This window comes from Nonomuraea polychroma, assembly GCF_004011505.1.
Lineage (GTDB): Bacteria > Actinomycetota > Actinomycetes > Streptosporangiales > Streptosporangiaceae > Nonomuraea > Nonomuraea polychroma.
The window spans coordinates 8,971,943-8,998,269 of record NZ_SAUN01000001.1; the positions used below are offsets into that span (position 1 = coordinate 8,971,943).

23 protein-coding genes are annotated in these 26,327 nt (G+C 71.1%); 8 read left to right on the forward strand and 15 right to left on the reverse strand.

The window, feature by feature from the left end; all coding sequences use genetic code 11:
* Window positions 1-84: 84 nt before the first annotated feature.
* Window positions 85-1,182 carry a sensor histidine kinase gene (locus EDD27_RS41245; protein WP_127937216.1) on the reverse strand — a complete coding sequence of 366 codons (1,098 nt, stop codon included), beginning with the start codon at window positions 1,180-1,182 and terminating at the stop codon, window positions 85-87.
* A 52-nt stretch (window positions 1,183-1,234) separates the two neighbouring features.
* Window positions 1,235-3,178 (reverse strand): family 10 glycosylhydrolase, encoded by a 1,944-nt coding sequence (locus tag EDD27_RS41250; protein WP_127937217.1) that lies wholly within the window; start codon window positions 3,176-3,178, stop codon window positions 1,235-1,237.
* A 156-nt stretch (window positions 3,179-3,334) separates the two neighbouring features.
* Between EDD27_RS41250 and EDD27_RS41255 the strand changes: the two genes are divergently transcribed.
* Window positions 3,335-4,849: a golvesin C-terminal-like domain-containing protein gene (locus EDD27_RS41255; RefSeq protein WP_127937218.1), complete on the forward strand. Its 1,515-nt coding sequence runs from the start codon at window positions 3,335-3,337 to the stop codon at window positions 4,847-4,849.
* A 52-nt stretch (window positions 4,850-4,901) separates the two neighbouring features.
* Here EDD27_RS41255 and EDD27_RS41260 read toward each other — a convergent pair whose 3' ends face one another.
* Window positions 4,902-5,888 (reverse strand): ABC transporter substrate-binding protein, encoded by a 987-nt coding sequence (locus EDD27_RS41260; protein WP_127937219.1) that lies wholly within the window; start codon window positions 5,886-5,888, stop codon window positions 4,902-4,904.
* An 84-nt stretch (window positions 5,889-5,972) separates the two neighbouring features.
* On the opposite strand from EDD27_RS41260, the gene EDD27_RS41265 reads away from it, so the two are divergent.
* Window positions 5,973-6,812 (forward strand): PhzF family phenazine biosynthesis protein, encoded by an 840-nt coding sequence (locus EDD27_RS41265; protein ID WP_241564531.1) that lies wholly within the window; start codon window positions 5,973-5,975, stop codon window positions 6,810-6,812.
* A 197-nt stretch (window positions 6,813-7,009) separates the two neighbouring features.
* Here the strand turns inward: EDD27_RS41265 and EDD27_RS59020 are convergent, their stop codons facing one another.
* Entirely contained in the window at window positions 7,010-7,294 is a 285-nt protein-coding gene (locus tag EDD27_RS59020) for a DUF5753 domain-containing protein (protein ID WP_421917357.1), read from the reverse strand.
* A gap of 248 nt (window positions 7,295-7,542) precedes the next feature.
* Here EDD27_RS59020 and EDD27_RS41280 point away from each other — a divergent pair, with 248 nt between their 5' ends.
* Window positions 7,543-9,324 (forward strand): Ig domain-containing protein, encoded by a 1,782-nt coding sequence (locus EDD27_RS41280; protein ID WP_127937222.1) that lies wholly within the window; start codon window positions 7,543-7,545, stop codon window positions 9,322-9,324.
* 14 nt (window positions 9,325-9,338) lie between these two features.
* Complete coding sequence (locus EDD27_RS41285) at window positions 9,339-12,707, forward strand: putative Ig domain-containing protein (RefSeq protein WP_127937223.1); 3,369 nt, start codon at window positions 9,339-9,341, stop codon at window positions 12,705-12,707.
* 90 nt (window positions 12,708-12,797) lie between these two features.
* On the opposite strand, the gene EDD27_RS41290 is transcribed toward EDD27_RS41285, so the two are convergent.
* From EDD27_RS41290 to EDD27_RS41310, 5 genes are all read right to left on the reverse strand, one after another.
* On the reverse strand, window positions 12,798-13,556 hold the full coding sequence (locus tag EDD27_RS41290) for an SDR family NAD(P)-dependent oxidoreductase (protein WP_127937224.1): 759 nt from the start codon (window positions 13,554-13,556) through the stop codon (window positions 12,798-12,800).
* A gap of 16 nt (window positions 13,557-13,572) precedes the next feature.
* Complete coding sequence (locus EDD27_RS41295; protein WP_127937225.1) at window positions 13,573-14,151, reverse strand: TetR/AcrR family transcriptional regulator; 579 nt, start codon at window positions 14,149-14,151, stop codon at window positions 13,573-13,575.
* Between the two features lie 53 nt (window positions 14,152-14,204).
* On the reverse strand, window positions 14,205-14,393 hold the full coding sequence (locus EDD27_RS41300) for a hypothetical protein (RefSeq protein ID WP_127937226.1): 189 nt from the start codon (window positions 14,391-14,393) through the stop codon (window positions 14,205-14,207).
* Between the two features lie 125 nt (window positions 14,394-14,518).
* A complete protein-coding gene (locus EDD27_RS41305) occupies window positions 14,519-14,788 on the reverse strand; it encodes a hypothetical protein (protein WP_127937227.1) in 270 nt (89 codons plus the stop codon).
* Window positions 14,766-15,881 (reverse strand): glycosyltransferase family 9 protein, encoded by a 1,116-nt coding sequence (locus tag EDD27_RS41310; protein WP_241564532.1) that lies wholly within the window; start codon window positions 15,879-15,881, stop codon window positions 14,766-14,768. The genes EDD27_RS41305 and EDD27_RS41310 overlap by 23 nt, the downstream gene beginning before the upstream one ends.
* 69 nt (window positions 15,882-15,950) lie before the next feature.
* Here EDD27_RS41310 and rfaE2 point away from each other — a divergent pair, with 69 nt between their 5' ends.
* Window positions 15,951-17,396 (forward strand): D-glycero-beta-D-manno-heptose 1-phosphate adenylyltransferase, encoded by a 1,446-nt coding sequence (rfaE2, locus tag EDD27_RS41315; protein ID WP_127937228.1) that lies wholly within the window; start codon window positions 15,951-15,953, stop codon window positions 17,394-17,396.
* Window positions 17,397-17,424: 28 nt separating this feature from the next.
* Window positions 17,425-17,886: a hypothetical protein gene (locus tag EDD27_RS41320; protein WP_127937229.1), complete on the forward strand. Its 462-nt coding sequence runs from the start codon at window positions 17,425-17,427 to the stop codon at window positions 17,884-17,886.
* Window positions 17,887-17,891: 5 nt separating this feature from the next.
* Here EDD27_RS41320 and EDD27_RS41325 read toward each other — a convergent pair whose 3' ends face one another.
* Window positions 17,892-19,466 carry an IucA/IucC family C-terminal-domain containing protein gene (locus EDD27_RS41325; protein ID WP_127937230.1) on the reverse strand — a complete coding sequence of 525 codons (1,575 nt, stop codon included), beginning with the start codon at window positions 19,464-19,466 and terminating at the stop codon, window positions 17,892-17,894.
* Window positions 19,467-19,546: 80 nt separating this feature from the next.
* On the opposite strand from EDD27_RS41325, the gene EDD27_RS41330 reads away from it, so the two are divergent.
* Window positions 19,547-21,214: an IucA/IucC family protein gene (locus EDD27_RS41330; RefSeq protein ID WP_127937231.1), complete on the forward strand. Its 1,668-nt coding sequence runs from the start codon at window positions 19,547-19,549 to the stop codon at window positions 21,212-21,214.
* Here EDD27_RS41330 and EDD27_RS41335 read toward each other — a convergent pair.
* From EDD27_RS41335 to EDD27_RS55990, 3 genes are all read right to left on the reverse strand, one after another.
* Window positions 21,211-22,311 carry a sialidase family protein gene (locus tag EDD27_RS41335; RefSeq protein ID WP_127937232.1) on the reverse strand — a complete coding sequence of 367 codons (1,101 nt, stop codon included), beginning with the start codon at window positions 22,309-22,311 and terminating at the stop codon, window positions 21,211-21,213. The genes EDD27_RS41330 and EDD27_RS41335 overlap by 4 nt on opposite strands.
* A 132-nt stretch (window positions 22,312-22,443) precedes the next feature.
* On the reverse strand, window positions 22,444-23,073 hold the full coding sequence (locus EDD27_RS41340) for a class F sortase (protein ID WP_206641877.1): 630 nt from the start codon (window positions 23,071-23,073) through the stop codon (window positions 22,444-22,446).
* A gap of 2 nt (window positions 23,074-23,075) precedes the next feature.
* Window positions 23,076-23,675 carry a hypothetical protein gene (locus tag EDD27_RS55990; RefSeq protein WP_206641878.1) on the reverse strand — a complete coding sequence of 200 codons (600 nt, stop codon included), beginning with the start codon at window positions 23,673-23,675 and terminating at the stop codon, window positions 23,076-23,078.
* Window positions 23,676-23,861: 186 nt separating this feature from the next.
* Between EDD27_RS55990 and EDD27_RS41350 the strand changes: the two genes are divergently transcribed.
* Window positions 23,862-25,268 carry a dihydrolipoyl dehydrogenase family protein gene (locus EDD27_RS41350; RefSeq protein WP_127937233.1) on the forward strand — a complete coding sequence of 469 codons (1,407 nt, stop codon included), beginning with the start codon at window positions 23,862-23,864 and terminating at the stop codon, window positions 25,266-25,268.
* A gap of 30 nt (window positions 25,269-25,298) precedes the next feature.
* On the opposite strand, the gene EDD27_RS41355 is transcribed toward EDD27_RS41350, so the two are convergent.
* Complete coding sequence (locus EDD27_RS41355) at window positions 25,299-25,724, reverse strand: STAS domain-containing protein (RefSeq protein WP_127937234.1); 426 nt, start codon at window positions 25,722-25,724, stop codon at window positions 25,299-25,301.
* Between the two features lie 62 nt (window positions 25,725-25,786).
* Window positions 25,787-26,296: a MarR family winged helix-turn-helix transcriptional regulator gene (locus EDD27_RS41360; RefSeq protein ID WP_127937235.1), complete on the reverse strand. Its 510-nt coding sequence runs from the start codon at window positions 26,294-26,296 to the stop codon at window positions 25,787-25,789.
* Window positions 26,297-26,327: the final 31 nt, after the last annotated feature.

Genomic DNA, 26,327 nt, shown 5'->3' on the forward strand with positions numbered 1-26,327 from the left:
CGCCTGGCGAGGGCCGCAGGGGATCCGTCCCTGGGACGGTTTCTGTCGTTCCTTGGGAGGATGCCGACTAAAGACCTTGGTCGGTCAAGGCGGGGACGTGGGGAGAACGGCCTCGACGTGGAAGCCGCCGTCCGCCACTGGACCGGCCTTCAGCGTGCCGCCCGCCAGCTCCACCCACTGCCGGACGTCGTGCAGGCCGCCCGCGTCCTCCTGGTCGAGCATGGGCGCCGCCTTGTCCGGCGGCGTGTTGCTGATGCTGATCCGCACGATGCCGGGGAGATAGCGCACCTCCACGCGGGCGTCCGCGCCGGGAGCGTGGTCGCAGACGTTGCTCAGGGCCTCCTGGACCACCCGGTACGCCGTCCGCCCCACAGCGCCGGAGACGGGCACCGGCGTGCCGGTCACGACCAGTTCCACGGGCACGCCCGCGCAGGCGAACTCCGAGATCAGCGAGCGCAGGTCGGGCAGCGGCAAGCCCAGGTCGAAGCCCTCCCCGTTGCCGCGCCGCAACAACGCCACCATGTGACGCAGCTCCTCCAGCGCCTCGAATGCCGTGGCGCGCAGCTCCTCCGCCACCGCCCTGCTCCGGTCGTCGGCGGTGGCCGCGGCCAAGGCTCCGGCCTGCAGCACCATCCGGCTGACGCGGTGGGTGACGACGTCGTGGATCTCGCCGGCCAGCCGCTCGCGTTCGACCCGCTCGGCCCGCTCGTCCAGCGCCCGGTCCAGCCTCGTCCGGACCTCCGCGTACAGGCCGTACAGCGCCGCCAGCGCGATCACCACCTCAGTACGCAGGACAAGGGGCGCGGCGGCCGGCCACTCGGCGAGCAGCAGCACGGCCGCGGCAAGCGTGATCACCGGTAACCACCGCAGGACGCGGCGATGCCGCCCGGCCGCGAACCGCATCGCCGCGTACACCCCGAACGCGCACGACGGCGGCCACACCAGCAGGTCATCCAGCGGCGGCACGACGGAAGGCGCCAGCACGCACAGCACGGGCAGCGCGACCGCCGCGCCGGCGGCGATCCACGCCACGGTGAGCGGCGCGCGGCGCATCCACACCACCGCCAGCGCGGCGGCCAGGAGGATCGGCAGCAGCGGGCCCTCGTAGCCGATCGTCAGCGTCAAGCCTGCCGCGACCAGGGCCGCGACCACGTCGGCAGGCCGCGGACGGGCACCGTCCACCGGCTCATCGTACGATCATCGGCCCGGCCTGCCCAGCCCGCTCGACCGGCGGTCAGACCTTGGTGATGCGGACCGCGTCGGCGATGACATACCCCGTGGTGGAGGTCCAGCGGCTCACGCCGACCACGTTGTACGTGCCCGCGTTGAGGGAGAACGTGCCGATGCCGCGCCACGCCCCGCCCCCCGACCGCTGATCCACGGTGACCGTCTGGTTGCCGCCCGACGCGGCCACGATGTACGGCGTCGCGCTGTTGTAGCCGGAGTTGGCCGGATACCACACCTCCACCCGGTAGCTGCCCGCGCTCGGGATGGCGGCCTGGAACCAGGCGGGATCGCTGGCCGCGACCGGGTCGGCGAAGCGGTAGTCGGTGCCGTGCAGCTGCGCAGAGTACGTCGAGGTGCCCCAGTTGGCGCTGGCGGTGAAGCCGGACCCGGCGTTGTCGACCACCACGCTGAACGCCGAGCCGCCGGAGGCGACCCGGCCGGCGCTGGGCGCGCTCTCCTGGTGCGTCCTGTTGAGCGCGGTCACGTAGTAGGTCTGCGTGCCACTGGCGGTCGTGTCGGTGAAGGACGTCTTCCTGGTGGTGGTGATCAGGTTGCGGGCGTCGGCGAAGAAGCACGGGTCCGCCGCGGACGGGGAGCCGGCCACGCGGTAGACCGCGTACGACGTGCCCGACCCGGTCCAGGCCAGCTGGACGCCGCCCGTGACCTGGGTGGCGGAGGTGATGGCCGGCGCGGCGGGGGCGGCGGCCGAGCCGCGGGCGGGCAGCAGCGCGGGCTTGGTGTAGTGGCTGTTGACGAGCCTGGTGATCGCGCCGATCCGATCGGCCTTGACGTCCTTGGCGCTGAAGTAGACGTCGCCGACGATCTCGGGATGTTTCCTGTTGTCGGTGAGGTGGTCGCTGAGCTCGGCCGGGTCCTGCCAGGCGGCGTCCTGGCCGGAGGCGCCGGCGCGGTAGGCGGCCTGGCCGACGACGAGTTGCACGCCGGTGTCCCGGACGACGTCGGACCACCAGGCGGTGAGGACCTCGTAGGCGGCGGTGGAGAAGCCGATGTGCCAGTAGATCTGCGGCGCGATGTAGTCGACCCAGCCCTGCTTCACCCACTGCCGGCTGTCGGCGTAGATGGCGTCGTACGACTGCAGGCCCGAGGTGCGCGAGCCGAGCGGGTCGGTGCCGGAGTTGCGCCAGATGCCGAACGGGCTGATGCCGAAGGACACGTGCGGCTTGGCGGCGTGGATGCGCTGGTCGAGCTCGCGGACGAGGAGGTTGACGTTGTTGCGCCGCCAGTCGCCGATGTTGCTGAACGAGCCGCCGTACTGCTGGTACGTGGCCGCGTCCGGGATGCTCTCGCCGCTGACCGGATAGGGGTAGAAGTAGTCGTCGAGGTGCACGCCGTCGATGTCGTAGCGGGAGACGGCGTCCATGATCGCGTCCTGGATGAAGTCGCGTACCGTCGGGATGCCCGGGTTGTAGTAGAGCTTGCCGCCGTAGGCGAAGCGCCAGCTCGGGTTCTGGCGCGCCGGATGCGTGGAGACGAGCCTGGTCGGGTCGTCGTGGTTGGCGATCCGGTACGGGTTGAACCAGGCGTGGAGCTCCAGGTTGCGGGCGTGGGCCTCGGTGACCATGAACGCCAGGGGGTCGTAGCCCGGGTTGCCGCCCTGCGTGCCGGTCAGCCATTGCGACCACGGCTCGTACGGCGACGGCCAGAACGCGTCAGCCGTCGGCCTGACCTGCACGACCACGGCGTTCATCCGTTTGGCGACGGCCAGGTCCAGCCAGGCGCGGAACTCGGCCTGCTGCGCGGACGCGCTCAGCCCGGTGCGGCTCGGCCAGTCGATGTTCGCGACAGACGAGATCCACATGGCCCTGAGCTGGCGTTTGGGGGTGGCGGGATCAGTCGCGCAGGCGGCTGCGGCGGCGGAGGCGGTGGGAGTGACGATGCTGACGAATGCGGCGGTGAGCGCCGCTAAGACGGTACGCAGAAGCGCGGTCACGAAGGGAATTTTCAGGGCAATCAGACTAAAGCGCAATAGTCTTCAAGCGATCGATAGGCGGAAAGTTTCACCTAACACCGAAGTAATGTCAATTATCGACATCAGTCAGGACATGCCATACGTTGCTCCCGTCACCCTTGTGAACGAGGAGCACCCATGACTCTCGCCCGCACGCGATTAGCAGCCCTCGCCACTTCGATTCTCGCCGTCCTCCTCATCGTCGCAGGCCAGCCCACCATGGCTGCGGCAAAGGAGGCCCCACTGCCCGCGGCGTTCGCCAAGGCGGCGGCCGCATACGACGTCCCGCGCGACCTGCTCGTCGCGCTCGCCTACGCCGAGACCCACCTCGACGGCCACAACGGCGAGCCCAGCGCCAGCGGCGGCTACGGCATGACGCACCTGGTCAGCAACCCGACCAACCACTCGCTCGAGAAGGCCGCCGAGCTCACCAAGCTCCCGGTCGAGAAGCTGAAGACCGACGACGCGGCCAACATCCTCGGCGGCGCCGCGGTCCTGCGCTCCCACGCCGACGCGCTGGCCCTTGACGAGACCGCCAGGAAGGACATCGGCCGCTGGTACCAGGCCGTCGCCAAGTACGGCAACGCCTCCTCGCCCGAGCTGGCGCGCCTGTACGCCGACGCCGTGTACGAGCAACTCGGCCTCGGCATCGACGCCCGCGGCGTGCAGGTCAAGCCGCAGGAGGTCACCGCCGATCGCGGCGATCTGGCCAAGGCCCGCGACCTGAACGCGCAGGCCGAGGTCGCCAGCCCGGACTACCCGGACGCCGCGTGGGTTCCCGCCAACTCCGGCAACTACACCGTCTCCAGCCGCGAGTCCAGCTACAACATCGACCGGGTGATCATCCACGTCACCCAGGGCTCGTACGCGGGGACGATCTCCTGGTTCCAGAACCCCAGCGCCAACGTCTCGGCGCACTACGTGATCAAGTCCTCGAACGGCGCCATCACCCAGATGGTCCGCGACAAGGACATCGCCTGGCACGCGGGGAACTGGACCTACAACACCCGCTCCATCGGCCTCGAGCACGAGGGCTGGGTCAACGACGCCTCGTGGTTCACCGACGCGATGTACCGGTCCTCGGCCGCGCTGACCCGCTACCTGTGCGACAAGTACGGCATCCCGAAGACCCGTACCGGCATCATCGGCCACAACGAGGTGCCCGGCGCGACCCACACCGACCCGGGTCCGCACTGGAACTGGACCACGTACATGAATTACGTGACCGGTGGCGGCACCCCGTCGTGGACGACGACCGTCGACAACACCACGGCCGGCCAGTTCACCGCCAGCGCCAACTGGGGCACCTCCGCCTACTCCAGCCAGCGCTACGGCGCCGACTACCGCTTCGCCGACCCGGTCGCCGCCAGCGACCCGGCGTGGTACTCGGCCACGATCCCCAGCGCCGGCACGTACCGGGTCGAGGTCTGGTATCCGGCTGATCCCGGGTACAACAGCTCGGCGCCGTACATCGTGGCAGCGTCGGGCGGCAACCAGACCGTGTACGTCGACCAACGCTCCGGCGGCGGGACATGGCGCAGCATCGGGACGTTCACCCTCAACGCGGGCACGTACAACGTGGTCGGCGTGAGCCGGTGGACCTCCGGCACTGGCCTCGTCATCGCCGACGCGGTCCGCATCAGCCGGGTCTGACCCTTTCGTGCGGCCCGCGCCCGCTCCGGCGGGTGCGGGCCGCACCCTTCGCTCAGCCGACGGCAACGGGCCCATGAGCCTCCCACCGGGTGAGCGCCGCCCGATGGCCGACCTGGAGACCGGTGTGCGGGTCGATCGCGAACGCGCCGAACAACGTGGTGGTCTCCAGCGCACCGGCGACCGCCCACAACTGCGCACATTCAGCGCTTCCGGCCTCGGCGGCGCAGTGAGTCGCGATGATCGCGGTGGCCGCGGCCTGGACGGCGGGATAACCGGGCAGGGCCCCGGCCCGCTCCCGGTAGGCGTCGAGAAACTCCCGCTCGGAAACACCGAGTTCCGCGTGCCCGCTCCCCGGGAACCACTGCCCGACCCCGTAAATCCCCCGCGGATCGTCCACGGCCTCGCCGAACTCCCGCACTCCCGCCGCCACAGCACAAACGACCCGCGGACCGCCCGCCCGCTTGATCACTTCGACGTCCTCGTCGAACGACCCGGCACACAGCAGATTCCACTCCCCATGCGCCGGAAGGCTTTCCCCGGACCCGATACGGCTCGCCGGAATGCCCCATTCCCTCGCGCAGGCCTCCGCGCCCTCGGCCACCTGCCGCCCGAAGCTCCCCTTGCCCTCGGCGATCCACAACCGGCTCCGGTGGCCGTTCTCCGCGAGGTGGCGGACGAAGGGTTCGGCGTACCGGCTCGTCGGCGTAAGGACCGAGACGACATGCCCGGGATGGGCCTCTTCCACGTCATCGCCCGAACCCCCGTGATTCCAGATCAGCCGGTCCATCGCCGCCGCGACACGTCCCGCCCTGCGCATGAGCCCGGTGGAGTACGGCCCCAGCAGGAGGTCGCAGCGCGCCGCCAGCGAGACCAGGACCTGCTCCAGCACCTCGGGATCGCTCCGGTCGTCCTCGACGATCAGCTCTGCCGACTCGTCGAAGGTCTGCCAGACGTCGAGGCCCAGCTTCGCCTGCTTCCCGAACCGGGCATGCTTCCCGGACAGCGACAGCGCCGCCCCGACCCGAAGCCGACGAGTCATCCCACTCCCCCTCCAGCGGAAACCCGTTTCCCGGCACGCCCCTACCCCCGTTGACCGCCGATGGGCAGGCGCAATGATGGTCAGGTGACCGAAGTCCTGAGATATACCGCCTTCACCACCACCCCCTCTGGGGGCAATCCCGCCGGAGTGGTCTTGGACGCCCAGGGATTGTCCGACGCCGAGATGCTGGCCATAGCCGCCGAGCTCGGCTACTCCGAGTCGGCCTTCCTCTTTCCCACGGGAGAGCGTCAGTACCGGGTCCGATACTTCAGCCCGCTGGCCGAGGTCGCCTTCTGCGGCCACGCGACGATCGCGACGTCGGTCGCGCTCGGCGAGCGGATCGGCCAGGGAACCGTGCACCTCGCCACCCAGGCGGGCCCGGTCCCGGTGGAGATCGTCCCAGGCCCGGCCGGTGACATCACCGCTGTCTTGACGAGCCCGCCTGCCTCCACCCGCCCAGCCACCGAGGAGGAGATACGGCGGACGCTCGCCGGACTGCGCTGGTCGGCCGACGATCTGGACCCCGCCTATCCGGCACACGTCGCCAACGCCGGCAACGACCATCTCGTCCTGGCGGCGGCCACCCGAGACCGCCTGGCCGACCTCGACTACGACTACGACGCCCTCGCCAAGATCATGGCGGAGCTGGGCTGGACCACTGTCCACCTCTTCTGGGCCGAGTCTCCCGCCGTCTTCCACGCCCGCAACCCGTTCCCACCCGGCGGCGTGGTCGAAGACCCGGCCACCGGCGCGGCGGCGGCCGCCTTCACCGGTTACCTGCGCACCCTGGGACACCTCCAGGACGGCAGCAGCATCACCATTCACCAGGGCGTCGACATGGGGCGGCCAAGCCTCCTGACATGCACCGCGATCCCCGGCGACACCCGCGTCAAGGTATCCGGCACCGCGGTGCCCATCCCGTAGCGGACACGATTCAGAAGTCGAATTCTCCGAGCTTCGCGCCGCCCACGAAAGCGCGGAAGACATCGCCCCGAAGGATCATCGGTGGGACGTCGGGTTGCTCGGAGTCCCGGATGAGGCTAACGCGCCGCACCATGTCCTCATGAGCGGATACAGCGCCCTGTGCGGCGTCTTCGAGTGAGATGTGGTCTGGGATGTCGTCACCCTGCGCGAGGGCGAAGCCTCCCAGCAGACCTGCTGTGGCACCCAACCTCCAGCGGCACGACCTGGATCGAGATATTGGGTCGCTCGGTCAGCTTCAGCAAATGCTCCAGCTGTTCTCGCATCACTTCCCTCCCACCGACCGGCCGAAGGAGAGCGCATTCGTCGAGCAGCGCCCAGTACATGGGCGGGTCCTCGCGCTGAAATACGGACTGCCGCCGGAGCCGCGTCTCGACGGCGCCTTCGATCCACCGCTCGGTGGCCCCCGGCTCGGCAGAGAGCAGGGCCCGTCAGTTACGGCGCCGCGGCGCACGACGGCAACAGTTACCGGTGCCTACCGCTTCACGCACCGGAGCGAAACCTAGCCTGTGAGCAAATCTAGGTCAAGCCGTTTACCTGTGAGGGCTATCCGCGATATATCTACGCAGGGCATGGAGACCGGTTTCTATGCCTGACTGTGCCGTCCTTCGACCCCTCGGCACGGGCACATCACGCTCCCATCCCGATTCACCCTCACCCCCAAGGACTCCCAATGACCGACCCCCACGGCATCGGGCTGACCCGGCGCACGCTCCTCCAGGCCGCGGGCGCCACCGCGGTCGCATACCCATTGATCGGCACAATGGCCGGCGCCGCGCATGCGGACGACAGGTCCGAGGTCGCCGACCGGCTGGTGGTGTACCCCGTCCCGGACGGGGTGCCGACCAACGCGAGCTTCTCCGTCAAGGCTCGCACCCCGAACGGCCAGTGGCAGCCCGTGCCCGTCCTCCGCGGCACGACCAAGACGATCAACGAGAAGACGGGTGCCGGCATCCTCCGGAACACCTCGGTCGCCACCTTCGACTTCAACGGCACCGTGGAGGTCGAGGTCACCTCGGCCAAGGGCGCCATCGGCTCCGCGCGGATCCGCCCGCTGTCGTACGGCATCAAGCCCGATGTGGCCGGCGACACGGTGTGCTTCAGCCTCAGCGAGCCGCGCAACCTCTCCATCGAGGTCGACGGCGAGATCTTCGACAACCTGCAACTGCACGCCAACCCGATCGAGGCGCAACGGCCCGAGCAGGACGACCCGACCGTCATTTACTTCGGCCCCGGCCTGCACACCGTCCCCAACAACGTGCTGATGGTGCCCAGCGGCAAGACGGTGTACCTGGCCGGCGGCGCGGTGCTGAAGGCCCGGGTGGAGTTCCGCAACGTCGAGAACGCCCGGCTGCTCGGCCGGGGCATCCTGTGGAACGCCGATGGCGGCATCACCGCGGCGTTCTCCAAGAACATCGAGATCGACGGCATCATGGTGCTCAACCCACGCACCGGCTACGCCTGCACCATCGGCCAGTCCAGGCAGGTCACCGTCCGCAACCTGCACTCCTACAGCAGCGGCCAGTGGGGCGACGGCATCGACGTGTTCAGCAGCGAGGACGTCCTGATCGAGGGCGTCTTCATGCGCAACAGCGACGACTGCATCGCCATCTACGCCCACCGCTGGGACTACTACGGAGACACCCGCAACGTCACCGTACGCAACTCCATCCTCTGGGCCGACGTCGCGCACCCGGTGAACATGGGCACGCACGGCAACCCGGAGAAACCGGAGGTCATCGAGAACATCGTGTTCAGCAACATCGACGTTCTCGACCACCGCGAGCCGCAGGTCCTCTACCAGGGCTGCTTCGCCATGAACACCGGCGACAGCAACCTGATCCGCAACGTCCGCATCCAGGACGTACGGGTGGAAGACTTCCGCTGGGGCCAGCTGATCAACATGCGGGTCATGGCCAACCGGTACAACTCCTCGCCAGGCCGGGGCATCGAGGACGTGTACGTGCGGAACCTGAAGTACGACGGCACCCGCGCCAACATGTCGCTCATCGTCGGCTACGACGCGGACCGCCCGGTCACGAACGTCACCTTCCAGAACCTGGCGATCAACGGCACGGTCATCGCCGACACCATGCAGAAGCCTCGCTGGTACCTGACCCAGGACATGGTCCCGATGTTCGTCAACGAACACGTGAAGAACCTGCGCTTTCTGGACGCCGCCGCGCCGGCGGCCACCGTCGCGCCGCAGATCACGAGCCCGGGCGAGGCGGCGGCCACCGCGCGGCAGGTCTTCAACCACCTGATCGCCGCGACCGCGCTGCCGACGTCGTTCAACGCCGAAGGCCTGCCGAAGGGCCTCACGGTCGACAAGAACACCGGTCTGATCTCCGGAATCCCGCAGGTCCCCGGCACCTACACGGTCACCGTCGCGGCCACGAACAACGTGGGCACGGCGACGAAGTCCCTCACCGTCACCGTCGGGCACCCCGCCTGAGCAAGGAGACTCCCGTGAATCCCCTGAGCCGACGGTCGTTCCTCAGCGCGGCGGGGCTCGCGGCCGTGGCCGGGAGCGGGCTGCTGTCCGCTTCCGCCACTCCCGCGTGGGCCCTGAGCCCGGAAGGAACGAATGCGGAAGAAGCATTCGCCTTCGCCCACCCTGGCCTCCTCCACTCCCGCGCCGACCTGGACCGGATGAAGTCCGCGGTCGCGGCCGGACGCGAGCCGATCGCCGCCGGTTTCGCCGCGATGGCCGCCCACGCCCGCTCCCAGCACGCCTACACCGTCCAGAACACCGGGCAGATCACAACCTGGGGCCGCGGCCCCACCAACTTCGCCAACCAGGCCGCCGCCGACGCGGCCGCCGCTTACCAGAACGCCCTGATGTGGGCGATCACCGGCGACGTCCGCCACGCCGACAAGGCACGCGACATCCTGGACGCCTGGGCGGCCTCCCTCACCGGAATCACCGGCGCGGACGGGCAGCTCGGCGCAGGAATCCAGGGGTTCAAGCTGGTCAACGCCGCGGAGATCCTCCGGCACACCGGCTACGACGGCTGGCCCGAGGCGTCGGTGCGGCGCTGCGTCCGCTCCTTCACCGACGTCTGGTACCCGGCGGTGTCCAGTTACTGCCTGTACGCCAACGGCAACTGGGACCTCGGCGCGCTCCGTACGATCCTCGCCATCGCGGTGTTCTGCGACGACCGGGTGATGTTCGAGGACGCCATGCGGTTCGCGACGGCCGGGGCCGGCAACGGCTCCGTGCTCAACCGCGTCGTCACGGCCGCCGGGCAGGGCCAGGAGTCCGGCCGCGACCAGGCCCACGAGCAGCTCGCGGTAGGCCTGCTCGCGGACGCGGCCGAGGTCGCCTGGCAGCAGGGCGTGGATCTCTTCGGCTTCGCCGACGACCGGATGCTCGCCAACTTCGAGTACTTTGCCCGCTACAACCTCGGCGACGACTCCGTGCCGTTCACTCCCGATCTCGACCGCACCGGCAAGTACATCAAGACGGCCGTCTCCAACCGGCAGCGCGCCGTGTTCCGGCCGCTGTGGGAGATGGGGTACGCCCATTACGCGGGACGCCTCGGCAAGCCCGCACCCTACACCGAGAAGGTGATCTTCCGGGGCGAGGGCGGGACGCGCGTGGTCGAGGGCTACAACGACGACCACCCGTCGTGGGGGACCCTCACCTTCGCCGGTACGGAGCGCGGCGCGGGCCTGCCGGCCGGCGCGCCCACTGCCCCGGCCGGTGTGACGGCGGCCTCCGGCGACGCGGGGATCGAGGTCGCCTGGGCGCCGGCGGTCGGCGCCCAGAGTTACGCGGTGTGGCGGAAGGAGCCGGACGCCGACGCGTACACGCGGCTCGCCGACGACCTCACCGCGACCTCTTACACCGACCGCACCGCAGGCGCGGGCCGCGCCTACGCCTACACGGTCACGGCGGCCAACGGCCAAGGCGCCGGCCCTCGATCACTGCCTGCCGTGGCGGCTTCCGGACTGCCCGCGCCCTGGCGTACCGGTGACATCGGCGCGACCCGGCCGAAGGGCCGGACCGGATACGACGGTGAGCGCGTCACCATGGAGGCGGGCGGCACGGGAATCGCCGAAAACGCCGACTCCTTCCGCTTCGCCTGGCTGCCGCTGGCGGCGGACGGCACCGTCACCGCCCGGGTCGTGTACCCACTCAGTTCGCAGTACTCCCAGGTGGGTGTCATGGTACGCGGCTCGCTCGAGGCGGGGGCGCCGCACGCGGCGATGCTGCTACAGGGTCTGCCGCTGCACACCTGGAGCGGGGTGTGGACGGTACGGGCCACTCCCGGCGGCGCCACGCGCGGCACCGGCTCCATCCCCGTGCCGCCGTCACAGCGCTCGGCGATCACGGTGAACGCCGGTTTCCCGATCTCTGAGCTCGGGCCGCTGCCCGAGTCGGCGACGCCGCTGGAATCTCCCTATGTGGAGGCGGCGGGCGACGGCTACCGGCTGCGGATGCCCTACTGGGTGCGGATCACGCGCAAGGGATCCCTCCTCACGGGAGAGATCTCGCCGGACGGGCACGAGTGGACCACGGTGGGCTCGGACGAGCTGCCGCTGGGCCGGCACGCCCTGGTGGGGCTGGCCTTCACCTCGTGCCTTGGGGTCGCGCAGGACTATGCGGAGACCGGCACGGCCTGCTTCGACAACGTCACGATCGAGGCGGCAGGCGGCACCGGCTGGTCGGTCTCCGAGCCGCAGGGCGGCGTGAGCGAGGCGGAGGCGGCAGAGGACGACTCCGCGGTTCAGCTCACGTGGCGGGACGACGACCTGTCCGGGCGGTATACGGTGTGGCGCGGGGACGCTGAGCGAGGCCCGTACGAGGTGCTGGCCACCGGCGTCGCCCCTGTCGGGTTCGGCACGCGGACCCGGTTCAGGGATGCCACCGGCGTTCCCGGCCGCACGTACCACTACGTCGTCGCGCGCGGCAACACGGCCGGGACGGGGCCGCGCTCGCGTCCGGTGAGCGCCCGGATGCCCCAGCCCTCCACGGCGCCCGCACTGTCCACCCCCAAGATCGCGTACGGCGCCGCCGGGCGGCCGTTCCGCCTCGTCGTGCGCGCCACGGGCGATCCGGTACGGTTCACGGCGACGGGACTGCCCGGCGGGCTGAGCCTCGATCCTCGGACCGGTGTGATCACTGGCACCCCCGCTGAGTCCGGAGAGCACACCATCCGGCTGACGGCGGAGAACGCGAGCGGCTCGGGAACGGCAGCGCTCCCTCTAACCGTGGCCGCCGCTCCACCGGACCCCTGGGCGTACCGGGACCTCGGCGACGTGGTCTATGACGAGCGGCTCCACGGCACGTACGGCGTGGCGTTCGTCCGCACTCCGGGCGTCACCCACCACGACGACGGGGTCTTCACCGTACGTGGCGCGGGCGCCGACCTCAACGTCAACGGGCAGGGCGCGAGCGCCCATTTCGCGTACGTGCCCTTGTCCGGGGACGCGGAGTTCACGGCCCGGCTGACCCGGCCGACCGGCGAACCCGGCCGGATCGGGGTGGTGATGGCGAAGTCACTCAATCCCTTCGACCTGATGGCGGGGACGGTGGTGACCGCCGGAGGAAGCGGCGTGTGCCAGTTGATCCGGCGGACGAAGGTGGCCGGCAGCGCGCCGGCGGTGAACGGCCCGTCGTTCTCCGGAGCCCCGGTGTGGCTGCGGTTGCGGCGCACGGGCATGGTCTTCACTGCCTCCGTGTCGGGCGACGGTACGACCTGGACGACGGTGAGCCAGGACACACTGGCGGCCTTCGGCGATGCCCCGTACTACGCGGGCCTCGCCGTGACGTCCGGGAGCCCGGACACCCTGGCCACCGCCGTGTTCGACCAGATCACGTGGCGTACCTGAGGGACACCGGCGATCAAGAGCCGCACCTGGGCCGGCCGCGCGGCGCCGCGCGGCCGGCCGGACCGCCCGCCGAGGGCTCTGTGATGAAGATCAGGCCGTGGCGCCGCCGTCGATCACGTGGTCCTGGCCGACGACGAAACTCGACTCCTCGGACGACAGCCACAACACCGACGCGGCGATCTCCTCAGGCATGGCGACCCGGCCGATAGGCAGCGCGCCGCGCATACGCTCGTCCCGTTCCTCCCGGGTCTCCCTCGGTCGCATGGACATCGGGGAGTCAATGGGGCCGGGGCTGACCGCGTTGATGCGGATGCCGTCGGCGATGTGGTCGCGGGCGGCGGTGCGGGTCAAGTGACTCACCGCGGCTTTCGAGGCGGCATAGGCGGCGGCCCCCGGTAGGCGCCAGTGCGCGCCCAGGTTGGAGGCGACGTTGACGATGGCGCCGCCGCCGTGCGCGCGCATGTGGGCGATCTCGTGCTTCATCGACAGGAACACGCCTTTGAGGTTCACGGCGAGCACCTGGTCCCAGACGTCCTCGTCGTAGTCCGCCACGGGCGCCAGCATGCCGAAGATCCCGGCCGCGTTGCAGGCGACGTCGAGACCGCCATAGCGGGAGACGGCGGCCCGCACCATGGCGGCGGCCTCGGCGGACTTCGTGACGTCCCCGGTGAACGCGCTCGCCCGCCCGCCGTCCTCCTCGATGCCCTTCACGAGCGCGGCCAGCCGGCCGGCGTCGCGCCCGGCGGCCAGCACGGCCGCGCCTTCCTGCGCGTACGCCCGCGCGACCGCCCCGCCCACGACTCCGGTCGCGCCGGTGACGAGCGCGACTTTGCCCTCGAATTTCTTCATTCCATACCAATCGTTCTCATATTTGGACGGCCGCCATGGCCTGATCGACCGCGTCACGCAGCCGGCGCGGGTCCGGATCGGCCCGGCCGAGCACCCTCATGCCCTGCAGCAGCACGAGCAGGAACCTGGCGAGCGCGTGGGGATCCTTGCCCTCCGGGATCTCCCCCTGAGCGCGAGCCCTCATCAGCGCTGCGGCCAGGGCGGTCTCCAGCCCCGTCCAGCTGGCCGCGACCTTGCGGGACACGGCCGGGTCGCGGGAGGCGAACTCCACAGCGGTGTTCACCACCATGCACCCGCGCCGCAGCTCGTCGGCCAGGCATTCCGCGACGTAGGAGTCGAGGAAGGCCCGCAGCGCGGGCAGCGCGGGACCCGGCTGGGACAGCGGCTCCACCACGTCGCGCTGGGCCAGGTAGAGCTCCAGCGCCTTGAGATAGAGCTCGCGCTTGCCTCCGAAGGTCGAGTAGAGGCTGGCCCGCGCGATGCCGAGGTGCGCCACGAGATCGGCCATCGAGGTCGCCTCGTAACCGCGCTCCCAGAACAGCTCGAGCGCCTTCTCCAGCGCCGACTCAGGATTGAACTCCTTGCTCCGTGCCACGGGGACGAAGCTAGCACTATCAAGAACGATCGGTCAAAAACTGTCCGCCGGCATCACCTGGGTGTGAGGACCCACCGCCAGGCGTCGTCCTTGTTGGTGTCGCGGTTGGCGGCGAGCTGGGTCATCCGCTTCCCGTCGATGCTCACCAGGACCAGGCCGTTGTTGAACTCGCTCTCGCACGAGCCCGCGCAGCCCAGCGCGAGAACGTTGTCGTCGTCCGCCCATGCGTGCAGCTGCAGCACGTTCTGGCGGCCGACGACCTGACCGGTCTCGCGATCGGTGATGGTCCTGGCGGGCGCTCACGTTGAAGGGGCACCCCCTCCGCGACCTGCTCCCTGCGGATCGTGTACCGTCACCGGCGAGCCCGCTATGCGCCCGATTCCGGAGAATCCTGATCCAGCAGCCCCAGGCTGTCCTGCTCACCCCGGCGCCGGATGACGTCATTGATCGCCTCGGTCACCTCTTGCCGGTTGTAGGCGCCCTCGGGCAACTCGTTGAGGTGCGCGAGCAGGTCGGCGGGCAGGTTCACGTGCTCGGAGGCGTGCGAGTACACCTCCCGGATCGAGACCCGGTCACGCCCGCCGAACGCCTCGTCGATGGCCTGGCGCAGCTCGTCAAGCACCGCGTGATGACTCATGTCCACATCTCCCCTCCACCGTGAGCAAGTCTCTGACCTGTTCCATCACCATGCCCACGGACACGTCGGTCACCCACGACGGGTCGTGCGGGCAACGCTCCGCCCGCGGGTCCACGCCGCCCGCGCCGCATACCGGGCACGCCGTGGTCCACGAGATCAGCGGCCGGTGCCGGGTCCTGGTCAGCGGCCCGTGGTTGATGAGGTTGCCGCACCAGTAGACGGCGACCGTGGGCGTGCCGACGGCGGCGGCCAGGTGCCGGGGGCCGGTGTCGTTGGCGATCACCAGGTCGCAGCGCTCGTAGAGGGCGGCCAGGCCGCCGAGGCTGAGGGTGCCCACGACTGGGACGGCCGGGCGGCGCATGGCGGCCACCACGCCCTCCACCAGGTCCCGCTCCTTGTCCGTGCCCGTGATGACGATGGGCCGGTCGAGCCGGTCGGCTACCGCGGCGAAGCGCTCCACCGGCCATCGGCGGCGCGGATCGTTCGCACCCGGGTGCACGGCGACCAGCCCCGGCGGTGGCTCGCCGAAGGCGCGAGCCAGCTCGTCCCGGTCCTCGCCGGTGACCGTCAGGCGGGGCTCCAGCCCGTCCGCGACCCCGCCGACCAGCGCGACGACCTGCAGGAACCGCAGCGTCTCGTGGTGGTAGTCCGTGTACGGCACCCAGCGGTCGAGCCCTTCGGCGTCCGGCGCCCGCAGCCCGGCCGTCACCCGTGCCCCGAGCCGCCGGATGAACGGGTTGGAGAAGCGGCCGCCGCCGTGGATCTGCACGGCCAGGTCGAACCCGCGCTCCCGCAGCCGCTCGCAGAGCTCGGCCGGTGCCGTGTGCCCGCGCTCCGACGTCGAGACCCCCGAGATCGGCGGCAGTGCCACCACGTCGTCCACAGGCCCGGGCCGCCCGGTGAGGAACCTGGCGTGCCAGTCGGTGCCGAGCAGGGTCAGCCGGGCGCCGGGGTAGGCCCGCTTGAGCGCCTCCAACGCCGGCACGGCCAGCAGGAAGTCGCCGATCGCGTTGGCTCTCAGCACCGCGATCCGCTCCACGCCGTCGACCAGGTCCGAGCAGCCGTGCATAGCCGCCCGGCTACCCCAGGACATGCCCTCCATACCTGGCGCAGGCCGTGACCCCATGGGTTTGAGCAGAGCTTTCACAGGTACTCGCTCATCATGGGCATCGCGAACGAGAAGACGGTCAACGCCGTGGTCATTGGCGACGTCATGCTGGATTCGTGGCTGCTCGGCTCGGCCAAACGGCTGGCCCAGGAGGCGCCGGTGCCCGTGATGAACCTGGAGGCGACCGAGAACGCGCCGGGCGGCGCCGCCAACACGGCGGCCAACCTCGTGGCGCTCGGGGCCCGCGTCCGGCTCGTCGGTGTCGTGGGCGACGACCCTCCCGGGGAGGAGCTGGTGCAGTCGCTGCGCCTGCTCGGCGTGGAGACGGACCTGGTGACCGTGCCGGGGCGGCGCACCGCGCACAAGCGGCGGCTGGTCGCCAGCGGCCAGCTCACGGCCCGCTACGACGAGGAGGACCACGACGTCATCCCGGCCGAGGCCGAGCGGGAGCTGCGGCGGCGGGTGTCGGCGGCCGTGCGCCGGGCCGACGTGGTGGTGGCCTGCGACTACGGCGGCGGCGTGTTCACTCCCACCGTGCGAGGGGCGCTCGCCGGGGTCGACCTGCTGGTGGTGGACGCGCACGCGGTGGCGCCGTGGCGGGAGTGCGCGCCGGCCGCGGTGTTGCCGAACTACGCCGAGGTCGTCCGTCTGCTGGGCGACGAGGACGACGAGGTGGACCGGCCGGCGTACTTGATGGCGCGGAGTGACCGGCTGCTGGAGCTCACCGGCGCCGGGATCGTGGTGACCACGCTGGACGGCGAGGGCACGCTGATGCACAGGAGCGGCTGCCCGCCGTACCGGACCTACGCCGAGCCCGCGCCGCAGCACATGGCGACGGGCGCCGGCGACACCTACACCGCCGCCTTCGCGCTCTGGCTGGCGAGCGGCGCGTCGCCGGAGGAGGCGGCGCAGGCAGGCCAGGCCGCGGCAGGCGTGGTCGTGCGCCGCTCCGGAACGGCCATCTGCACCCGGCACGACCTGCTGCGTGCCCTGCGCCGCCGAGAGGGCGCGGTGCAGACCCCCGAGCGGCTGGCCGAGCTGCTGGACGAGCACCGGCGCAGGGGTGAGCGGATCGTGTTCACCAATGGCTGCTTCGACGTGCTGCACCGAGGGCACGTGACCTATCTGGAGGAGGCCGGGCGGCTCGGCGACGTGCTGGTGGTGGCGGTCAACAGCGATGCGAGCGTGGCCCGGCTGAAGGGCCCCGGACGGCCGGTGAACCCGTGCGAGGACCGGATGTCCGTGCTAGGGGCGCTGAACGACGTGGACTACGTGGTCGAGTTCGACGAGGACACCCCGGAGCGGCTGCTCAGGATGATCCGCCCGGAGCTCTACGTCAAAGGCGGCGACTACCTGCCGGAGATGTTGCCGGAAGCACCGCTGGTGCGCGCGCTGGGCGGCGAGGTACGCGTGCTCGGTTACCTTCCCGACCGCTCGACCACCGCCATCATCGGCCGCATGAGATCCCTGCCCGAGCGACTCCTGCCGCCCGAGGTTTAGCCGGCGCGCCCTTCGGTAGCCACTGACCATGAACGACCAGGCAAAGGACGCCGGCCGTCAGCCGATCGTGCGCGCGGCCGCCCGCGGCGCGATCGCTTCCATGGCGATGTCCGGGCTGCGGCAGCTCACCACCTCGCTCGGGCTGGTGGCGCAGACGCCGCCGGAGGCCGTGATCAAGAAGACCGCGCCTGAGGCGTTCCACCGTGTCCCGGTCGAGCGCCGGCCCGCCGTCGTGGAGGCGGTGCACTGGTTGTACGGAGCGGGCGGCGGCGCGTTCTTCGGCATGCTGCCGCAGGCGGTGCGCACTCGGCCGTGGGCCGGTCCGCTCTACGGCGTGCTGTTCTGGGCCGGGTTCGAGATGGCCATCGCGCCTGTCCTCGGCCTGCCCCGCAAGCCGGAGACCGGAGTGGAACGGCTGGCCCTGCTGGCCGACCACATCCTGTACGGCGCCGTGGTGGCCGCCTCTCCCTGGCCGCACCGCGACCGCTGAACAGGTCAGGCCGTAAGGAGCCGCAGCGGGTTCGGCACGGGCACACACCGCATCGCCTCACCCTCGGCGTCCGTCCACCGCAGGAGCAGGTTGGCTTTGGCCGGAATGTGGGCATCGGCGAGCAGGGCCCGCAGTTCCTCAGGATCGCCGTACTCCTTCGCCGTGCCGGCGAACACGGCCCTCGCCCGCGCCCACAACTCGGGCCGCAGCCGGGGATGGCGCGCGGCGAGCGCTCCGGCGATCTCGTAGAGGTTGTTGGTCACCAGGCAGTAGACCAGCCGCTCCCAGCCGTAGGAACGGCTCACCACGGCCGTGTCCGGGAGCTCGGGATGCCGGTCCGCGAGGATCCTGACGCCCTCGTGATCGCGGAAGAGGGCCTGGGCGGGCGTGCCGTGCCGGTCCACCGCGATCAGCACGTTCTGCAGGTGGCATTCGAGCACGACCCCATGGCGCAGGTACGCGTGCAGGACCGGCGGCACCACGTGCTCCAGGTAGCGCTCCCACCACAGCAGCGACCGGTCCTCGTCCAGCCGGTCGAGCGGGTTGCCGGGGAAACCCTCGCTGATCCCCGCCACCTGCAGCGCCGTCAGCCCGGGGCGCAGGTGCTCGCGCAGCCCGTCCCGTACGATCAGCGCCAGCGCCTCACCGCCGTCCCCGCCCAGCTCCGCGCTGCGGTAACCGCGGTCGCGCAGCACGGCGGGCCGCGGCACGTGCTCGGGCAGACCGTCGAACGCCCCGTCCACCAGGTCGGCCACCATGCCCAGCCGGTGCAGGTCACGCAGCCACAGGCGGCGGATGTCGTTCGTGACCCGCACGTCCAGGCTGAACTTGCAGAACAGGTCCGCCTCCGGCAGGTACACCGTGCGGATCGACGCGGTCGGCACGGCGACGGCCGTGGTCCTGTCCAGGTGCCGCAGCGGGCCGTCACGCAGCCCGCCGAGCAGCTCCACCTGCCAGGGATGGGCCGGGAGCAGCGCCAGGCCGTCGCCGGCGGGCGGGCCGAGCCCGTCGAGCGCCTCCGTGTCCCCCTCCGCCACCAGGAACTCCTGGGGCACGCCGAGCAGCGGCAGCGGAAAGCTCGCGTACGCCTCCGGCGAGTACCGCAGCCACTCCTCCGGCCCGCCCCCGCCGCGGCTCTTGGGCGCCGGGTGGTAACGATGCCCGGCCACAAGAGCCTGCTCGGACCGCAGGTACGGGTCGGCGGGCGGCGCGGCGGCCTGCCTGGCGGCCAGCAGAACCGCCGTCACGTCCCGGCTGTGGGCGATCTCGGCAGGCAGCACGTCATTGGACACCCCGGTGCCCGCACGCAGCTCGGCCGCGGTCAGCGAGCTCAGGCCGGCCAGCGACAGCGGACACCAGCCGTCGGGCGTGCGGAGCGCGGCGGCGGTGGGGAATCGATCGCCTTCGGTCCACACCACGTGACCGGTGGCGGGCAGCGTGTACGTCCCGGGGTCCGGGCCAGGGTGGGCCACCTCGCGGAGCAGGCAGTTGAGCAACGCCGTCACCGCGAGGGCTTCGGCGCCTCTCCATGCCTCTCGCTCCGGCCCGGTAGGCGGGAGGAGGCCGTCGGTGGATGCCATGGCGACCTGCTCCTACCGTGTGTACCCATCGCTGGTCAGAGGAAAGCTACACCAGGATGTTTCTGGAAATAGTGGGAAATATGGGGCAAGTGGAGAGCGAGTTCGCGGCCGAATTGGCCGTTGTGCGCCCCGACCTGTCGGCCGCCTATGCCGCCGCGTTGCCGGGTGCCCGGGCCGCCGTCCTGGGCCGCCTGTGGCGCAGCCTCCTGTACGAACCCCTGCCCGGCCTGACCGTGCGATCGCCTGACGGGCGGGGGCAGGCCGTTGTGGTGACGTCCGATGGGCGGCAGGTGGCGGGGCGGGCACGGCTGCCGTACGACCTGGGCGGCGAACCCGCGCTGTGGCTGGACGGCCGCCCCTGCACGCACCCCGCCGAGCTGCTGGCAGCCCTCGGCGTGCCCGGCTCTGGACGGCTGGTCGAGGACCTGGCCAACAGCGTCGCCTCCTTGGCCCTGTCGCGCGCGAGCGCCGCCGCACCGTCCCTCTCCGCGCCGCCCACACCTGTGGGCTACGAGCAGAGCGTGGTCGACGGCCACCCTTACCACCCGTGCTGCCGCAACCGGCCGGGCGTCTCGGTGGCCGAGCAGCTGGCGTACATGCCGGAGCACCGTCCCGTCGTCGCTCTGGACCTGATAGCGGTGCCTGCCGAGGACTGCCTCGTCACGGGGCCGTGGCCGGCCTCGCTCACCGACGGTGACCGGCTGCTCCTGCCCGTGCACCCCTGGCAGACCAAGCATGTGCTGCCCGACCTGGGCCTGCTGCCGTACACAACGGGCGCGATCCCCGCCCACCCGCTCATGTCCGTCCGCACCCTGGCCCCGCTCGACGGCGGACCGCATGTCAAGACGGCGTTCACCACCCGGATGACCTCGGACGTCAGGGACATCTCCCCCGGCTCCATTCGCGACTGCGTGGCACTGTCCGACCTGCTCACGGACCTGTCGGCGCGGCTGACCGGCGGCCCGTGCGTGGCCCGTTACCTGGCCGGAGCCGCGGCCACGGCGAAAGGCGAGCTGAGCGCCGACCTGTCGGCCATGCTCCGCGAGCCGACACCCACCATCGCCGGGCCCGCGACCGTGCTGCCTGTCGCCGGGCCCGCGACCGTGCCGCCCGTCGCCGGGTCCGCGACCGTGCCGCCCGTCGCCGGGTCCGCGACCGTGCTGCCCGTCGCGGCAGTCACCCGCGAGATGGTGCGCGACCCGGCCGAGTGGCTGGCGGCGTTCGCCCGCCTGGCCCTGGCCGCCGGCCTGGGCATGCTGGCGCTCGGCGCGGCGCTGGAAGCACACGGCCAGAACCTGCTGATCGTGATCGACGAAGCTCGCGGAGCTCACGGCCGCGGCCTGCCCGTCCGCCTGGTCTACCGGGACCTGGCCGACATCCGGCTCAGTCCCGCCAGGCTGGCCCGCAACGGGATCGAGGTCCCGCCGGTCAGCGCCAGGCTGCTCAGCGACGACCCCACCGTCCTGCACGCCAAGCTGTTCGGCTCGCTCATCGGCACCACGTTCGGCAGCCTGATCTCGCTGTTCTGCGAGGGCGACCGGGCCGCCGAGTCACGGCTGTGGGCCGTCGTGGCGAGCGCCGCCCGGGAGGCGTTCGACGCGCTCCCCGGCGGCCCGGACGTGCGGGCCGACCGCGACGCCCTCTTCCGCCCGCACATCATGGTGAAGGCACTCCTGCTCGCCCAGCTCGAAGGCGCACCGCCAGGCGACAGCTGGATGGAGATCCCCAACCCGCTGAACGCGATCTAGGGCGCCAGCTCGGCGACCGGGATGCGGCGGAAGGCGATGCTCTCGTACGGGCCGAAACTCCCGGTCTCGAACAGCAGGCCCACCGTGTCCCCATCGACCCTGACCAGGTCGGAGTAGGCCGCGGGCAACCCGGACACCGTGTGCGCGACCCGCCAGGTGACGCCGAGGTCGTCGCTCGCGCGTACCGTCATCACCGCCCGCGCGTCGGGCGCCGCCGGGCCGGAGAACAGCAGCACGTCGGGCGAGCCACACCACAACACGCTGCCCTCCACCACCGGGCCGACCAGCCCGGCCTGCGGGCGGAACGGCTGCTCCAGCGTCTGCCCGCCGTCGGCGGAGTACGCGTCGGCCCTGGTGCCGGGGGCGGTCGATTCGGTGCGCGTGTTGAAGTAAACACGCCCGTCGGGCAGTTCGGTGGCCGTGGTCTCGTTGACGTTGACGTAACCGTCGGGGTTGTCGTCCACGTAGCCGATGCGCCAGGTCTGGCCGCCGTCGTCGCTGAGCAGCGAGTGACCGCCGTTGTACTTGCCCTCGGTGCCGTTGTCCTGGCCGGTCGGGGGCAGAGAGTGGTTGGCGGGGACGACGACGCGTCCGGCGTGCTGTCCGCCCCGCAGCTCGATCGCATGGCCGGGCGTGGTCGCGTACCAGCGCCACTCCGGCCGCTTCGCGGTGCCGGTGATCTCGCGAGCAGCCGACCAGGTGACCCCGTCGTCCTCGCTGACCTGCACGAACACCCGCCGCCCATCGGCCGCGGACACCTGGCCGCGCCGGATCTTCTCCTCAGTTGCCGACGGGCCCTGCCGGACGAACACCAGGACGATCCGGCCGTCGGCCAGCACCACCGGGGCGGGGTTGCCCGCGGTGCCACGCCGCGGTTCGGTGGCGATCACCTGCAGGGCGCCCCAGGTCTGCCCGCCGTCGGTGGAGCGCTTGAGCACCAGGTCGATGTGGCCCGAGTCGCCGGCCGAGGCCTGCCGTCCCTCCGCGAACGCCAGCACGGTGCCTGCCTGCGTCACGACCGCCGCGGGGATCCGGTACGTGTGGTAACCATCCGTCGCCCGCCGGTACGGCACCGACGTGGGGTAATGATCCGCCATGCGGGCACGCTACGGGCCGCGGGTTAACGACGTCCGACGCCTGTCCGACGTGAAGACGAATGAGGCCAGTGGTGGCGGAGAGACAGGTGCCGCTGGGGAGCCGGGCTCCTCAGCGGCACGAGGGGTTACGGGTCAGCCGGCGAACACGATCACGTTGTCGCGGTAGCTGCGGCGCTCGCGGTCGAACGTGCCGCCGCAGGTGATCAGCCGGAGCTGAGTGCCCCTGCCCGAGCTGTAGACCTCCTTGTCGGGGATGCGGTTCTTCGGATAGCGGGCCAGGCGGTTCACCACGAACGTGACCGTCGTGCCGTCGGAGCGGTCGACGTGGACGCGGTCGCCCTTGCGCAGCTGGGGCAGCCGGTAGAACACCGCCGGGCCGGTGGTCGAGTCGACGTGGCCGGCGATCACGGCGACGCCTTGCTCGCCGGGTTCCGGTCCCGCCTTGTTCCATCCCACCCGGTCGAACTGCTTGGGGGCGACCAGGCGGCCCTCGGTGTCCAGCCGCAGCGGGATCACCTTGGTGGAGACGCCGATGGCGGGGATGCGTAACCGGACCGGGTTGGCGACGTCGGCCCGGCGGGCCGCGGTGTCCGACACGGGGCGGGTGTCCCCGCCTTGTGCCCGAGCCGCCGTCCCCTCGTGAGCCGAGGACGCCGCGCTGTCGTGGGCGGAGGCCGCCGGGTCGGCGGGCGCCGGAGCAGCGGCACATCCGGCCGCCGCGACCAGCACGCAGGTCGTCGCGACCGCCAGCAACGCGCGCACGGTCAGGCCCCCGCGAAGAAGGCGCGCCGCACCCAGTACGCCCCCACGGCCAGCAGCCCACCGCCCGCCAGCGTCAGCGGCACCACGGGAACCGACCCGTCATCGGCGCTCCCGCTCCCAGCGCTCACGTTCCCAGCGGTCCCGCTCTCAACGCTCGCGTTCCCAGCGGTCCCGCCCATACCGGTGTCGACGCCGCCCCGCGGGGCCCCGTCGTCGTCATCGTCGTCGTCACGGGAGGCACCTCCCACGCCGGTGTCGACACCGCCCCTGGGAGCCCCGCCGTCATCGTCATCGTCGTCGTCACGCGACGCACCGCCCACGCCCGTGTCGACCCCACCCCTGGGAGCCCCGCCGTCATCGTCATCGTCGTCGTCACGCGACGCACCGCCCACGCCCGTGTCGACCCCACCCCTGGGAGCCCCGCCGTCATCGTCATCGTCCCCGCCATCGTCGTCGTCATCGTCGTCCGTGACGGCGGCGACGTGGACGGAGGCGGGAGCAGCCGCCGCTTGGGCGCTCGTCGTCACGAACATCGCGCCCGTCGTGCCCAGCCCGAGCGCGACCGTGATCGTGAGCAGGATCCGCCGTGTTGCCTGGCTCATGTGAGTCTCCTCCTGACGTCCGCCGCGGCCTCTCCGCGGCTGACCTCAGACTCCTGGGCGGCCGTTGGGCCACTATGAGGGCGAGATGACAGGTTTCTCACCCGAACACGGCAGGGGGCGCTCGCTGAGCGTCGTACCTCGGCGTGAAAGAGTGCATTTCACGGACGAGTGCTTCTGGAGGCTGGGGTGGCTGACGAGTTCGACGTCATCGTGATCGGGGCCGGTCCCGCCGGCGAGAACGTCGTGGACAGGGCCGTACGCGGCGGCTTGACCGTGGCCGTCGTCGAAGAGCGGCTGGCCGGCGGCGAGTGCTCCTACTGGGCGTGTGTGCCGAGCAAGGCGCTGCTGCGGCCGATCGACCTGGCGGGCGAGGTGAGCCGGGTGCCCGGGCTCTCGCTCGGCGAGATCGACGTCGCGGCCGTGCTGGCCCGCCGCGACGAGGCCGTCGGGCGGTACGACGACTCCGGGCAGGTGCGGTGGATCAACAGCGTGCCCGCCGAGTTCGTACGCGGTCACGGCCGCATCGACGGCCCCAAACGGGTGCACGTGACCACGGTGGAAGGCGGCGAGCGCGTGCTGACCGCCAGGCAGGCCGTGGTGCTGGCCACCGGCAGCACAGCCGCCGTGCCACCGGTGCCGGGTCTGCGCGAGGCGAACCCGTGGACCAGCCACGAGGTGACCGCGGCCACCGCCATCCCCGAGCGCCTGGCCGTCGTCGGCGGCGGGGTGGTGGCCTGCGAGATGGCACAGGCCATGCACGGGCTCGGCGCCCGCCAGACCACCTTGCTGGTCCGCGGCGGCGGGTTGCTGGCCAGGATGGAGCCGTTCGCGGGGGAGATGGTGGCCGATTCCTTCGCGGAGGCCGGGATCGAGGTGCGCACCCATACCGACGTGGCCAGGGTCGAGCGGCCGGAACCCGGTGGCAAGGTGACGCTGCACCTGGGCGAGGAGCCGCCGCTGGAGGCTGACGAGCTGCTGGTGGCCACCGGCCGCAAGCCCGCCACCCGCGACCTGGGACTCGCCTCAGTGGGCCTCAAGGACGGCGACTACGTCCACGTGGACGACAGTCTGCGGGCGACCGAGGTCCCCGAGGGCTGGCTGTACGCGGTGGGCGACGTCAACGGGCGCACGCTGCTCACGCACATGGGCAAATACCAGGCCAGGATCTGCGGCGACGTGATCGCGGCGCGGGCGCGCGGCGACGAGTTGCCCGCGATGCGCGACCTGGCCGACGGCTACGGCGCACCGCAGGTGGTCTTCACCGACCCGCAGGTCTGTGCGGTGGGCCAGACCGAGGAGTCGGCCAGGGAGGCGGGCTTCCGCGTACGCGTGGTGGACTACGACATCGGCTCGGTCACCGGGGCGTACCTGCTGGGCGACGGCTACCGCGGCCGGGCCAGGGCCGTCGTGGACGAGGACAGGAAGGTGCTGCTCGGCGTCACGTTCGTCGGCCCGGGCGTGGCCGAGCTGCTGCACTCCGCCACGATCGCGGTCACCGCCGAGGTGCCGCTCGACCGGCTCTGGCACGCCGTGCCGTCGTTCCCGACGGTCAGCGAGATTTGGCTGCGCTTGCTGGAGACGTACGGGCTGTAGGCCGATTCAGAAAGCCCCGCGTTCGGCCGCCTAGCGCCGGCCCGAGTGGACGACGACAGGCGGGCGGGTGGGCGCGGGGCTACCGGATTCCCCCGACTGCAGCATCAACTCCGCCACGGTCTCCTCGACGCTCTCACGGAGTTCCACGTGCGACAGCAGGTCCGTCAGCCGCAACACGGACAGCAGGTGACCGGAGGGCCGAACCAGGATGATCCGCCCGCCTCCCTCCTCCTCCATACGCTGCATCGCCATCGCCAGCACGCCGATGACCGAGGAGTCGTAGAAATCCAGCTCGGCCAGGTCGAACACGAGTACGGGACCGTCCGACCAGTCCCACACCGCGTTGATGCAGGCACTGAACCGGACGCGTCCCGCGTGGTCGAGCTCACCGCTGGCACGTATGACCGTGCACTGGAGATATCGGGTCGTCTCGATGCGCAAGCCGCTCTTGCTCACACTTTCTTCACTGCCCTCAGAGCGGCGTTATCACAGCGTGATCATTTATTTTTCCCGGGCCATTAAGCCTCGCGGTGACCCGGGTTACCCAGGGGTCCGTCGAGCAGCTTGCGCAGTGTCGCGGCCAGTGTGGCGGCGTCCTCGGGGCTGAGCGGGGTGGCCAGGCGAGCCAGGTTCGCGGCGTGCTCGGTGAGCGCCTCGTCCACCACCCGCAGGCCCTCGTCGGTGAGCCGGACGCGGAAGCTGCGCCGGTCGGCCGGGTCCAGGCTGCGCTGGACGAACCCGGCCGCCTCCAGCCGATCCAGCCGGTTGGTCATGCCGGCCCGCGACATCATCAGCACATCCGAGAGCTCGGACGGAATCAGCGTGTACGGCGGCCCGGCCCGGCGCAGCGCGGCCAGCACGTCGAACTCCCCCTGCCGCAGCCCGCGCTTGGTGAACACCCGATCCACCTGGGGCATCATCAGACGCACGACCTGGGCCAGCCGCCCGAAGACCTCCATGGCCGACAGGTCGAGATCGGGCCGCTCACGCCGCCATTCCTCGAGAATCCTGTCGATGGCGTCGCCCATGGGCCCAAATCCTATTCGACCCGGGATAGTT